12 protein-coding genes are annotated in these 13,746 nt (G+C 37.1%); 4 read left to right on the forward strand and 8 right to left on the reverse strand.

Annotation, left to right across the window (positions count from 1 at the left end; all coding sequences use genetic code 11):
• The first annotated feature begins 5 nt into the window (after positions 1–5).
• Positions 6–353, forward strand: coding sequence for a hypothetical protein (locus REI64_RS12740; protein ID WP_308850513.1), 348 nt, complete (start codon positions 6–8; stop codon positions 351–353).
• A gap of 128 nt (positions 354–481) precedes the next feature.
• The gene (locus tag REI64_RS12745) at positions 482–979 is read left to right on the forward strand and encodes a methionine-R-sulfoxide reductase (protein WP_308850514.1); all 498 of its coding nucleotides are present in this window, start codon (positions 482–484) and stop codon (positions 977–979) included.
• Between the two features lie 81 nt (positions 980–1,060).
• Here the strand turns inward: REI64_RS12745 and REI64_RS12750 are convergent, their stop codons facing one another.
• From REI64_RS12750 to REI64_RS12760, 3 genes are all read right to left on the reverse strand, one after another.
• The gene (locus REI64_RS12750) at positions 1,061–2,212 is read right to left on the reverse strand and encodes an MFS transporter (protein ID WP_308850515.1); all 1,152 of its coding nucleotides are present in this window, start codon (positions 2,210–2,212) and stop codon (positions 1,061–1,063) included.
• 118 nt (positions 2,213–2,330) lie between these two features.
• Positions 2,331–2,510, reverse strand: coding sequence for a hypothetical protein (locus tag REI64_RS12755; protein ID WP_308850516.1), 180 nt, complete (start codon positions 2,508–2,510; stop codon positions 2,331–2,333).
• Between the two features lie 179 nt (positions 2,511–2,689).
• Positions 2,690–3,277 (reverse strand): sigma-70 family RNA polymerase sigma factor, encoded by a 588-nt coding sequence (locus tag REI64_RS12760; RefSeq protein WP_308850517.1) that lies wholly within the window; start codon positions 3,275–3,277, stop codon positions 2,690–2,692.
• 384 nt (positions 3,278–3,661) lie between these two features.
• On the opposite strand from REI64_RS12760, the gene uvrA reads away from it, so the two are divergent.
• On the forward strand, positions 3,662–6,463 hold the full coding sequence (gene uvrA, locus REI64_RS12765) for an excinuclease ABC subunit UvrA (RefSeq protein WP_308850518.1): 2,802 nt from the start codon (positions 3,662–3,664) through the stop codon (positions 6,461–6,463).
• Positions 6,464–6,647: 184 nt separating this feature from the next.
• Positions 6,648–7,301: a LysE family transporter gene (locus REI64_RS12770; RefSeq protein ID WP_308850519.1), complete on the forward strand. Its 654-nt coding sequence runs from the start codon at positions 6,648–6,650 to the stop codon at positions 7,299–7,301.
• Between the two features lie 350 nt (positions 7,302–7,651).
• Here the strand turns inward: REI64_RS12770 and REI64_RS12775 are convergent, their stop codons facing one another.
• The 5 genes from REI64_RS12775 to REI64_RS12795 all read right to left on the reverse strand — a co-directional run bounded on the left by REI64_RS12775 (position 7,652) and on the right by REI64_RS12795 (position 13,631).
• Positions 7,652–8,092 (reverse strand): hypothetical protein, encoded by a 441-nt coding sequence (locus tag REI64_RS12775; RefSeq protein ID WP_308850520.1) that lies wholly within the window; start codon positions 8,090–8,092, stop codon positions 7,652–7,654.
• 57 nt (positions 8,093–8,149) lie between these two features.
• Positions 8,150–8,563, reverse strand: coding sequence for a group III truncated hemoglobin (locus tag REI64_RS12780; RefSeq protein WP_308850521.1), 414 nt, complete (start codon positions 8,561–8,563; stop codon positions 8,150–8,152).
• Positions 8,564–8,823: 260 nt separating this feature from the next.
• On the reverse strand, positions 8,824–9,864 hold the full coding sequence (locus REI64_RS12785; protein WP_308850522.1) for a DUF2157 domain-containing protein: 1,041 nt from the start codon (positions 9,862–9,864) through the stop codon (positions 8,824–8,826).
• 108 nt (positions 9,865–9,972) lie between these two features.
• Entirely contained in the window at positions 9,973–12,198 is a 2,226-nt protein-coding gene (locus REI64_RS12790) for a cation:proton antiporter (RefSeq protein ID WP_308850523.1), read from the reverse strand.
• Between the two features lie 488 nt (positions 12,199–12,686).
• Entirely contained in the window at positions 12,687–13,631 is a 945-nt protein-coding gene (locus tag REI64_RS12795; RefSeq protein WP_308850524.1) for a bifunctional riboflavin kinase/FAD synthetase, read from the reverse strand.
• Positions 13,632–13,746: the final 115 nt, after the last annotated feature.

Genomic DNA, 13,746 nt, shown 5'->3' on the forward strand with positions numbered 1-13,746 from the left:
GCGTTATGAAGAAATATTTATCGCTCATATTATTATTTTTTCTATTTACATCTTGTGAAAAATCTGAAGAGGATGATGTTACAGCCTGCGGTGTTGCTAATCCGACACAAAATTTAACTTGGCTAAATCAAAAAGTTAAGTTGTTTATCGGTGGGCCTGAATTGAATGGTGTAGTGCTTTATAAATATAAAGACAGTGAAATTATACAGATTAATCAAACCGTTTCTAGCAAGGTTTACGACATTTATGATTGCAATGGGCAGGTAATTATGTTTAATGATGCAAATGGTTTGGATAGCTACATTGCCAATCGTAAAAAGGTTGCGATACTTTATGGCACTTGGGAGTATTGAGCTGTAGAAGAGCTTTAAATCATTACTTCTACATGAAAATCTGCAAGCGTTTATTGGTTATATTTGTATGAGGTGACCGAGAAATCTAAATGCATGGCGCTTACGTATATCAATAAAACAATGATGGTATGAAATTAATAGCCCCTAAAACATTTGTCGCATTAGCACTGTTAATCGCAACTGGTGTGTCTGCCTGTGCACAGAAACAGAACGAAGAGAAAAAACAAGCGTCTAACACAGTCTCAAAAACAACTAAAAAAATGGAATGGAATAAATTAACTAAGGAAGAAGAACGTATCATCGTTGGCAAAGGAACAGAATATCCTGGCACTGGCAAGTACGATAAGTTTTTCGAAAAAGGAACTTATATCTGCAAAAGATGTAATGCACCCTTATATAAATCGGACAGTAAGTTTGATGCGCACTGTGGCTGGCCAGCGTTTGATGATGAAATTAAAGGGGCTGTAAAACGTATTCCAGATGCTGACGGACAGCGTACTGAAATAGTTTGTGCTAATTGCGATGCACACTTAGGTCACGTTTTCGTAGGTGAGTTTTTAACTTCAAAAAATACCCGCCACTGCGTAAATTCAGTATCAATGAGTTTTGTGGCGGATAAGAAATAATTGAATGATTGAGTTTTGAATGAGTAAATATAGGCGAAACACATAATTTACAGATAGCTATTTACTCATTCAGTCATTCTCTCATTTAGTCATTCTCCTAATCAACCAATAAGCAAAAAAAGAACCTACTAAAGCCATCCCTGCACCAACCAAAGATGGATAGTTGTAAGTGTAGTTGTAAACCAAAGGCAAGCCTCCGAAAAAAGCGCCCAAAGCATTGCCAATATTAAAACTCGCCTGACTAGCAGAAGCTGCAATCATCTCTGATTCTTTGGCTGTCCTAATCATCAACATTTGAATTGGTGCTGCCGAAGCAAAAGCAATTGCTCCCGTTAAAAATGTAGTAATCAATGCCAATATCGGGTTGTTCGACACAAAGAATACGATGATCAAAATGCTGCTCATAGCAAGCAGTAGTGATATGCAGGCTTTAGCTGGCGAAAATCTATCTGCTAAATAACCGCCGATAAAATTACCAACCAACATTCCCAAACCTGCTAGCATTAAAATATAGGTAACACTACTTTCTGCAAACCCGGCCACTTTGGTCATTAAAGGGTTGATATAGCTGATCCAACAAAATAGTCCACCAGTTCCAATAGAAATCATTAGGATAATGATCCAGGCTTCGCGTTTGGCAAAAAAGCTCAACTCTGTTTTTAAATCTTTGTTTTTAGGCGCAGGAAGAAATGGAAGCCAATATTTAAGGCTCAATAAGGTAATGATGCCCACTACAGCTACAATGGCAAAAGAATATCGCCACGAATAATTATGACCTACAAAAGTGCCTAATGGCACACCAAATAAATTGGCAATGGTTAAGCCAGCAAACATTAATGAAACGGCTTGTGCTTCTTTTCCCTTCGGTGCAATGCGGCTGGCAACCACAGAGCCTACGCCAAAAAAAGCACCGTGAGGTAATCCCGAAAAAAACCTTGCAATAAACAGCGTGGTATAACTTGGGGCAAAGGCAGAAATAGCATTAAAAAGGGTGAACAAACCCATTAGTGAAAGCAATATATACTTAGGTGGATATTTTGCAGCAATAATAGCCAATAATGGTGCGCCAACAACTACACCTAGTGCATAAGCAGAAATCAAATGGCCAGCTTCGGGAATAGTAATGGAAAGATCTTTAGCAATATCTGGTAGCAAACCCATCATTACAAATTCTGTAATGCCTATGCCTAAGCCACCAAGGGTAAGGGGAATTAGTTTTTTGTCAATTAACATTCTTAGTGTTTTATTTACACTAAGCAAAGGTAGCCGAATTTGTTCTAGTATACTGTCAGCGTAGCGTTAATTATGGCTTAAAATAATAAAAGTCCCGAATTTTTATCGGGACTTTCAATTAACGCTTTTGAGCGTGCTTTAAAATTTTTGCTATCGTTTCTTCCGAAGGCTCTCTAAACAACTCATCTAACTTAGGTTTGATGGTTTTGTAAAAGTTTTGGTCAGAATTGTCGCCCTGTTCCAAAGCCTTAGATTTCGATAGGTTTTTTAAGTTGGTTTGAGTAAAGGTTTTTGTCATACGCATTTATATCTTTTTAGTTTAGATTTTAAACGCTGGCAAAACGCCTTTATTTTATTAGATCGTATAGTTATTCTTAAAATATTTAAAAACTGATATCAAATATTATTTAAACCTTGATTTAAATGGTGTTAGTGTAAGTTGTACAACATAACAAATGTGTTGTAATATTTTTGTGACTAACCTCGGCTAACGCTCACCTCTTTCACATTCATCATTTTGCGAAGGTTGCTCAAGGCATAACGCATACGCCCCAATGCCGTGTTAATACTTACATCGGTCAAATCTGCAATTTCCTTAAAACTCAAATCTGCATAGTGACGCATAATCAACACTTCTTTTTGTTCGTCTGGCAAAAACTGAATCATTTTACGCAAGTCGGTATGTGTTTGCTCACGTAACATGCGTTCCTCAGCACTTTCTTCATGAATTTGGATAAGATTAAGCACATCTGTACCATCTGCACTGGTAATGGTAGGCGTACGTTTCTCTTTCCTAAAATAATCGATCACCAAGTTGTGTGCAATACGCATTACCCATGGTAAAAACTTACCTTCTTCGTTATAACGTCCAGAGCGCAAAGTGTTAATTACTTTGATAAAGGCATCCTGAAAAATATCTTCCGCCAGATATTGATCCTTAACCAATAAATAAATTGAAGTGAAGATTTTGGATTTGTGCCTACGTAAAAGTTCCTCGATTACGCTTTCGTCGCCACCGATATATAACTTCACCAAATCCTGATCACTAACCTGTTGTAACCTCATAGGAGTGTGTTTGATTAAACCCATCTTTATTAAATAATAAACACGTAAATTTTTAATCTATAGCTTTTCTCCTTTTATTTTTTGTTAGTGGATAATGATTGTTCTTGTGTTACAGTTTCAAAAGAAACACTTTTTTGTGATATTCAAAGAATTAAATTGTTAAAAAATGTAAAAACTTAAAATTAACAATTGAAAAATAAATGATATATCTAAGATACAAGCTTTAAAATGCCCTTTATCTAATCTTATAAAATTAAGACAAATTCTATACCAATAGTTTAGGAAGTTTTAAAATCTATAGCGATATCATCAGACTTTGACCACCTAATTTCCAACTTTATAAGTTATCTTTGTAAATTATTTGAGAGCTTAGAGAGGTTATAAATGAGCAAGGAATTAGAGAAAGATCCACATCAACATATCATCATTAAAGGAGCTAGGGTACATAACCTTAAAAACGTTGATGTAGCTATTCCAAAGAACAAATTCGTGGTTATTACCGGCATGTCTGGTTCTGGAAAATCATCGCTGGCTTTTGATACTTTGTATGCCGAAGGGCAGCGCAGATACGTAGAAAGTTTATCGGCCTATGCCCGCCAGTTTATGGGGCGTATGAACAAACCTGATGTAGATTATATCAAAGGCATTGCTCCTGCTATTGCTATTGAGCAAAAAGTGATTACTTCCAATCCACGCTCAACGGTGGGTACGTCTACGGAGATTTACGACTATCTAAAATTGTTGTACTCTAGAATTGGTAGAACCTATTCCCCAATTTCGGGCGAGCAAGTTAAAAAAGATACCGTGAGCACTGTGGTAGATTTTGTTGCGGCATTGGCCGATGATGAGGTAGTAACTATTTTCAGTCCGCTGCACTCTCAAAATAACCGGACTATTAAAGAAGAACTCGCAATATTATTGCAAAAAGGCTTTTTGCGTGTGTCTTATTTGGGTGATGTAAAAAAGATCGAAGCAATTTTAGAAGATGACAGTGTTAAGGACAGGGAACTTACCGAGGCAGACCAGGTTTTCATTTTAATTGACCGTATTGTTGTTGCTCACGATGACGAAACTTTAAGTCGTATCGCCGACTCTGCACAAACTGCTTTCTTTGAAGGTAAAGGCGATTGTTATGTAGAATTTAGTGGTAAGCAAACTTTCTTTTGCGATAGGTTTGAGTTAGACAATTTGAAATTTGAAGAGCCTACACCAAATTTCTTCAGTTTCAATAATCCTTATGGTGCTTGTAAACGTTGCGAAGGTTACGGTAATGTAATTGGTATAGACGAAGATTTGGTAGTTCCAGATAAAAGTAAAAGCGTTTACGATAATGCCATTGTACCTTGGCGTGGTGAAAAAATGGGCGATTGGCTAAAAGCTTTTATCAAAAATGCAGACAAGTTCGATTTTCCAATTCACAGACCATATAGTGATTTAACCGAAAAACAGCAGCAGTTACTTTGGACTGGCAATAAATATTTCAGAGGCTTGGATGATTTCTTCAAGGAATTGGAAGAGCAAACCTATAAAATCCAGTACCGTGTAATGTTATCGCGTTACCGCGGAAAAACAACTTGTCCAGATTGTAAGGGCACTCGCTTACGTAAAGATGCTTCTTATGTAAAAGTTGGTGGTAAATCAATTTTAGAATTGGTATTGATGCCATTGTCTACCATTTTGCCTTTCTTCGAAGGTTTAGAATTAACAGAAAACGAACAGAAAATCTCAAAACGTTTGCTGGCCGAAATCAGCAGCCGTATTTTATACCTCAACAATGTCGGTTTAGGTTATTTAACTTTAAATCGTTTATCAAATACCTTATCTGGCGGAGAAAGTCAGCGTATTAATTTGGCAACCTCTCTAGGCAGTAGCTTGGTAGGTTCTGTTTATGTGTTAGATGAACCTAGTATTGGTCTGCACCCTCGTGATACGCACCGTTTAATCGGAGTGCTAGAGTCGCTAAGAAACGTAGGTAACACGGTTTTGGTGGTAGAGCACGAAGAAGAAATGATGAAAGCAGCCGACCACTTGATAGATATCGGTCCTGAAGCAGGTACACAGGGTGGAAATTTGGTGTTTAGCGGTACTTATAACCAAATCATCAAAGACAAAAAATCTTTAACAGGCCGATATTTGGCTGGCGAGGAAAATATCGAAATCCCGAAAAAGCGGAGAAACTGGAAAGACCACATTTTAATTAAAGGTGCTAGAGAAAATAACCTGAAGAATGTAAATGTGAAATTCCCTTTGGGTATTTTTACCTGCGTAACAGGTGTTTCAGGTTCTGGAAAAACGAGTTTAATCAAACGCATTTTATATCCTGCTTTGCAGAAAGCCATTGGTAATTACGCTGGCGAGCAAACTGGTTCTTACGATGGTATTTTCGGTAATATCGACTTGGTGCAGCAAGTAGAGATGGTAGATCAAAATCCTATCGGAAGGTCTTCTCGCTCTAATCCGGTAACCTATGTAAAAGCTTGGGACGATGTAAGAGCATTGTTTTCTGGTTTGCCAGCAGCAAAAGCGGCGGGTTTAAAACCAGCAGCCTTTTCATTTAACGTAGAAGGTGGCCGTTGCGATGTTTGTCAGGGCGAAGGCGAAGTGAAAATTGAAATGCAATTTATGGCCGATATTTATTTGCCATGCGAAGCCTGCGGGGGAAAACGCTTTAAACAACAGGTATTAGATGTAACCTATCAGGATAAAAACGTGTCTGATATTTTAGATATGACCATTGACCAAGCTGTGGAGTTTTTTGTGAAGGAGCCTAAAATTATGGTAAAGCTGCAACCTCTGGTTGATGTTGGTTTGGGTTATGTTCACTTGGGGCAGTCGTCAAATACCTTATCAGGTGGCGAGGCGCAGCGTATCAAATTAGCTTCGTTTTTAATTAAAGGTAATAATGCGCAAAAGGCAGTTTTCATTTTCGATGAACCAACTACAGGTTTGCATTTTCACGATATCAAAAAATTATTAAAAGCCTTAAATACTTTGATAGAGCAAGGCAGTACGGTAATTGTTATAGAACACAATATGGATATGATTAAGTGCGCAGATTGGGTAATCGATATCGGTCCAGAAGGAGGAGATAAAGGCGGAAATGTAGTTTTTGAAGGTAAACCAGAAGATTTGTTGAAGGTAGAAAACTCTTATACCGGCCAGTTTTTAAAAGCGCATTTGGCTTAAGATTTGAAAACTTAGATTTGAGAACATAGATTTGAGATATGAGTATAGCGTATTGAGATTAGAACTCTACATTCCAACTTTATAACATTTCAACTTTACAACCTATTAACATTACAACAACATCTCAACCTTCCACATCAAACCAAACAATGAAACAATTTAGCAATATATCAGTCATCTACCAATGCTCATAGTTACGTTTCTAATTGGCGTTGCGCTTAACGCAATGGGTTATATCCCACCAGGAAATATTAATCTCACTTTGGCACAGCTTACCATTAACCGTGGAATGCGCCAAGCTTGGGGCTTTATCCTCGCTTTTTCTATTGTAGAGGTGTTTTTTACGTTTGGCATGATGCGTTTTGCCCGTTGGGTATCTAGCGATGTTGATATTGATGCTATCAAAGTAGGAAACTTCCAATTGAGCTTTTTAGTTGATGTTTTCATGATTGTGCTATTGTTGGTGATGGGTACTTTGGCATGGTCTAATAAGGATAAAGTAAATCAACCTAAAACCACCGATAGCAGAAAAGGAAGCGTATTGTATGGCGTAATTTTAGGAGTTTTAAATCCCGTTCAAATTCCATTTTGGCTTTTTTTTGGAAATTATGTGATACTACACGAGTGGATCACAACTAGCTATCCATCCTTAATTATATTTAGTTTAGGTTCTGGCGTTGGTTCTACCTTAGCACTTTATGGCTATGCTTATTTTGCGAAGTTCATTCAAGAGAAGTTTACGTTAAGCAGTAGGTTAATTAATAAGTGCATCGCTATTTTTCTGTATTGTTTGGCCTTGTATCTGGTAATTAAACAAGTGGTAGTTCATTTCGGGTAATATTTTTGTTTGAAAAGATGCTGTACTTTTCAATCGGAAATTTCAGCCCTGCTGTTCGCTGCTATTCCCGATGAAAAATCGGGATATATCCACTTCCATCAGGTTTAATTAACAAAGCCTGTTTGCTAATCCTTTGCGGTTTTTGCGATATTCTTCCTTTTCTTTGCGGTTTTATCTTAACCGCAAAGCTGCGCAAAGTATTCGCAAAGAAACGCTAAGACAAACTATTGCTTATTTTAACCCTTATTACGCATTAGAAAAGTAAAGTTCGTTTTTGGAGACTTACGAAGTTTTATAGCCCATGTATTATTCAAACTTCGTAAGTCTTTGTTATATAGTGTAATCTAGGTTTAAACCTTCTCCAACTTAAACAACTGTGTTCCGAAAATAAATAGTGAGATAATTTTAACACCTTCAGCAATAACGTAATAAAAATGTAGGTTAGAATACGGAACAGGTTTGTCTTGACTATACAACTCAGCTCTAGCATCTAAAGCGGGTAGCAGCCAAACGGTTTGTAAAATCAATACTAAAACCACCAAAATATAGAAAGGACTAATACTGATCTTTTTTACTACTCTGATATTGCTAATCAAAATTGCCACCGCAAATACCCATTCCACTTTGTTTAGTGCTGCAAAGACTAATCGGCCTATTCCCAAACCAATAGGTAGTGTAACACCAGGTGCCCTAAACTTTAGCCAAGCTTCTAGGGAGCTAATAGCACATACAAAGCCTATCCAAGTAAAGGTGCAAATAAGTGCAATTGGCTGTTCTACTTTAGATTTCATTTTTTTATAGTAACAAGTATTTAGTATCGAGTATCAAGACTTGGTTACTGTAAACTACTAAAGCAGCGGTTTCGCGTCGTTGTTACGGTAGTAATCTATTTTGTACATGAACATTTCTGCCATTTTGTATCCTCTCCATTTAGCTTCGCTGGCTTTTTCTCCGGTAAAAAACTCATCTAAAGTGCTATTCCAAATTTGTAGCCAAGTATCAAAATGTAGTGCTTCTACAGGTAATTTTGCATGTGGTGGAAAAGGACTTCCAGTATAAGTATGAACTTCTAAAAGCACAGTTTGCCAGAAGCGGTACATCTTTTCTAAGTGTTCTGCCCATCTATCGCCAATTCTCTCGTTAAAAATGGGCCCCAATAATTCGTTTTCCCTAACCCGCGAATAGAAAGTGTTTACCAATAACTGAATATCTTCTAAATTGCTAATATCTGCCAATGCCATTTTTAATACTTTAATATTCAAAGATACGGCTTATTGCGCTTTTGTTTTTATGACGGAGGTCATGTTATTTGTTAATGAAGGTCAAGTGAATGACCAATATCCAAGCACCAATAATCAAATGGGCGGCAATATTATCGCTTCTACAAAATCTTTTTAAATCTGCGGAAACATCAGCGTTAATCTGCGGGAAACGAATTTAACTAAAAGCCAAGCGCCAATAATCAAAATCGCTATACAAGCAGTTCGGTAAACATTCGGACTTCACAACCATCAACCATTGTTTACTTTTTCATAAACTCCAAGCTCCATATTTTTTCCGCTTTGCGACCAATAAGTACAAACGAAATTCCTAAAATAGTGAAGAATATCGCTTTGTGCCAGCTATCCCAGAAGTATTCGAAATAGCGGGTGTAAAGGTTGATGAATAGGAAAATAATTCCAAATTCTCTCAGCATGGCATCATTACATTTTAAGCCAATAATAATTGCCAAAACACATACTGTGGATGAGATAATAGCCCAATAAAATAAAGTGATTTGCTTCACTAAATACCAATCTTCTAAAGTGCCGTAATTGCCAAAAATAGATAATAGAAGTAGTGAAGAGAAAAGATATAGCAGTCCGGCAAAATAGGTAATGTCGAAGAAATAGGCTAGTTGCTTGCCTCTTTTTAAAAGTAAAGATGATGCTGTAAGTAATAAGCCGAAGAAAACGAAACGTAGCGGATAATTCAAGCCCAAAAAATACCAGTTCCATTTAGATAGGTAGCCAGTTTCGGTGCCAAACCAAGCGCCTAAAGCTAATAAAGCAAATGCCCAAATCAGTCGTGATTTAAAGAAGTAGGCCAATGCCAAATAAATGATCACCGAGAATAAAATCAATAAGGAGAAATGGTTACTGCCGTTATCTATTGCTTTGCCCAAATAAGCAACTGCATTGGCGGTCAGCATCACTCCAGAAAAGATAATAGCTTCGTTGCTAAATACATTTTGAGGTTTTTTCTTTTTCCTTCTAACACCTAAGATGTAACAGCCTGTTGCTGCCAATGCAGAAACTATACTAATTACGATATTTGGTGTATTATAGAGGTTCTTAAGGTAGTCAAGCAGCGATTTATCAACCAATAATGCACTTAAGGCAATTACACCACAAGCCATCGCAATCCAGAAGGAGTATTGTGCCAAACGTCGCCAATCGAAAGCTTTAGGTTCGTAGCTGTTTTTTAGCTTTCGAGCCTCTGCTTCTGTTAACAGCTTCTCCGACTGCCAATAATCAAGCATTTCATCTAAAAAATCGCTGTTATCTTGGTCTATTTTTTTCATATATGAGCTTTCGTCATTGCGAGGTACGAAGCAATCTTAAAGCGATATTAGATTTTCTGCCTCGCAATAACAAATTATCTTCTATAAGTTAAATATAGGTTTCTCCATCTATTTCAGCAACTCTGGAATACGCTTATTATTGCCCACAATCCACACAATATCTTCATTCTCAAAAACTAAATTAGAATCAGGGTTTAAGATACGCTGACCATCTCTCTCAATGCCAACAACCAAACCTTGCGTTTTTTCCCTAATGCCGCTATCTCTAATGGTTTGCCCAAAAACTGGCGATTTGCTATTGATCACAATCTTCTGTAACGACATATCCTGTTTAGGGAATGTGGTTTCTTCATCAATTTCTGCGTGATCTCCCTCGAAAAGATGTTTTACACTTGCCAGTTGATCGTCTGTTCCAATTACCAATACCTTATCGTTCGGATATAATCGTTCATCCCTTTTGGGTGTTGGGATCATGATTTTACCACGTTCAATCATAGCGATGTTAATTCCGTATTTTTCCCTTACTGCTAAATCTACCAATGTTTTACCTACCAATTTAGATTCTGGAGCTACAGTAAGTTCTAGCAAGTGGGTATCCCAAGGTAAAATTTCTGGCTGCTTTTTAGCGGTTTCCCTTGCATTTAGGTTGTAGAAAAATCTGTTTTCCATGCGTTCGTAAAAACTTTGCAGCTTGCGAGAAAACACTACCATTACTGCAACGATTAAACCAAGTGCAATGCTCGCAGCAACCCAAGTATCAAAGAACTCGTACATTAAAAAACCTACGAAGAAGATGCCCAATGCAATCCTAAAAACTTCGATAGCAATTAGAGGACCGCGAGTATATTTCTTATTTAGCCAAAGGTGAGAGTAAGCAACTTTCTGTATCCTTTTAACAGATAGTGCCCATAAAAATGGCGACATGATTATAAAAGACACAATTACGCTAATAATTACTCCATTACTGCCGTTGGTAATGTTTTTAACTACAAACGGATGTAGATATCTAGACGCTAGCACTACAATTGCAATGATAATTACCGAGTGAATAATAGTGTTAAAAATGTAAGCTCTTAACAACACTTTCCAATCGCTCAACGTAGTAATTCCTTCGGTACTGCTGCTATATCTACTGATAGCGTCTAACCATTTTTGAGGTAAGATCTTCGCTAAAAAACCGTAAAAATTTTCTGAATATTTAATGAGATATGGCGTAGTAAAAGTTGTAATGGCCGATACCGCTACGGTAATTGGATAAAGAAACTCGCTGGTAACTTTTAAGCTTAAGCCCAAGGTGGCTATGATGAAGGAGAACTCACCAATTTGTGTTAAACTTAGTCCCGTTTGTACCGAAGTTTTTAGCGGTTGGCCCGAAAGCAATGCACCACCACCAGTTGTAATTAATTTGCCTACAATGGTGATACCAGTGATGATCAAAATTGGTTTCCAATAAGCGATCAAGATACTTGGGTCAATTAACATCCCTACAGAAACGAAGAAAATTGCTCCAAATAGGTCTTTTACGGATTTAGTGAGGTGCTCAATTTTCTCTGCTTGGGTAGTTTCTGCCAGAATAGATCCCATGATAAATGCACCTAGTGCAGGAGAGAAGCCTACCTTCACTGCTAAAATTACCATCACTAAACACAATGCTAATGATACGACTAAAAGCATCTCGTCGTTCATTAATTTCTTGGTGAGCTTTAAGAAAGTTGGGATAATGAAAATTCCGCCTAAAAACCACAGGATTAGGAAAAAACTTAGTTTAAGAATGGAAATTAACATATCTGCTCCGGCAAACTGTTGACTAACCGCAACCGTAGTTAATAACACCATAATCAAGATGGCTGCTAAATCTTCTACAATAAGTGCCCCAAACACTAAATTTGCAAACTTCTTATGTTTTACCCCAAGTTCATCGAATGCCCTGATAATGATCGTAGTCGATGAAACGGAGAGTACAGCACCTAAAAAGATGCTATCCATGGTTTTCCATCCCATTAGCTTACCAGCAAAATAGCCAATTAAACACATTCCGATAATTTCTACCAATGCAGTGATAGAGGAGGAACCACCAACTTTAACAAGTTTCTTAAAACTAAATTCTAGCCCTAAGCTGAAAAGCAGGAAAATTACCCCGATTTCTGCCCAAATGGTGATATTGGCGTTGTCGGAAACGGTAGGTATAAATTTAAAATGTGGACCAACCAAAAGTCCGGCGATGATGTAGCCTAAAACTAGCGGTTGCTTAATTTTTTTAAATATAATAGTGGTAATACCCCCCGCGGCAAGTATCAGTCCTAAATCTGCAATAAGTACAGGTAAGTGTGTCATTTAGCTAAAAAAAATGTTATTGGGTTGTTTAAATTTTGATAATCAGAAATGAAAACAGTGTCACCAAAAGGCGTGCTTGGAGTATAAATAGCTGAAAATATATTGATAACTAGATTTTTCAAAGATAGACCATCCTATGGTTTGGCTAACCGCTGTTGGAGCAGCCTTAGTTTTAATACTGAATGGTAGATCTGGCAAAATACTTTTAGAAAAAAGCATTCTAACTTTTATGAAATTAAGTTTGATTTTGCTGTAGATTGAAGCTTTTTTGCTTTTACTACTATAAATGTTGCCACAGATACTAGTTCGCAAATCTTTTTTTACATACACAGGCGTTTCGCTAGCAGATAACGAAGAATAACATAACGTTAACCAAACACAAAACAGCAGCATATACCTCATAGCCCACAAATTACAAAAAAATGTTGGTTTTTTGAAGCGCTGGAATAAACTAAGCGGCTTTTGACAACGAAAAAGACAATAAAATGTTATTTTCCTTCAAAAAAAGATAATGTATCTTCTTTGTCTTTTTGGAGCTGCAGTTTTAAAGTGTCTAATCCGGTAAACTTTACGTCGTGCCTTAAAAAAGCTAAAAAATTCATTTTAATGTTCTGTCCATAAATTTCTCGGTCAAAATCAAAAATATTCACTTCGATGTTTCTGGTCATACCGTTAATTGTTGGCCGCTGACCAATATACGCCATGCCTCTGTAGGTTTCTGGATTTTGCTCTTCGCCCATTTCAACGGTCACAGCGTAAATCCCATCGCCAGGTATAAGCTTGTAGGTTTCGGCAACAAAGATGTTTGCAGTGGGAAAACCAATTGTTCTTCCAATTTTATCACCTTTAATTACTGGCCCGTAAATAGAGAATGCGTAGCCTAAGTACTCGTTTGCCAGCGCTACATCGCCGTCTAGCAGCGCTTTTCTAATTTTGGTAGAACTTACGGCAACATCATTGATATCTTGTTCTGGTATCTCTTCTACGTCATATCCGTAAACCGAAGAGTTTTCTACTAAAGTTTGGATACTGCCTAATCTATCTTTCCCAAAACGGTGATCGTAACCAATGATAATCTTCTTAGTTCCAATGGTATCTATCAAAATGTTTTTGATATAATCGCTAGCACTTAAGTTCGAGAAATCTCTGGTAAAAGGGGTGATAATTAAGTGGTCTACGCCTAAGCTAGCTAATATTTTCGCTTTTTCATCAATTGTATTAATCATCTTCAACTCCTGATTTTCAGGATCGATAATCATCCTCGGGTGCGGAAAAAAGGTAAGTAAGACACTTTCTCCACCTGATGACTTTGCTAATTCGCACAACCTTTTGATAATTTTTTGATGTCCAAAATGTACACCATCAAACGTACCAATGGTGACTACAGCATTAGCTAATTTCTTAAACTCCGAAAGTTGAGTATATATTTTCAAAACAATTAATCTTATTATTTACCACATAGGAACATAGTATTTCTAATTTTGCTATTAGATTAAACTTTTTTACGTCCCTCCTTCATATCAATTTGCTATTTCTTTACCACTAAAA

Origin of the sequence: Pedobacter sp. (assembly GCF_031119335.1) — a bacterium.
GTDB lineage: Bacteria > Bacteroidota > Bacteroidia > Sphingobacteriales > Sphingobacteriaceae > Pedobacter.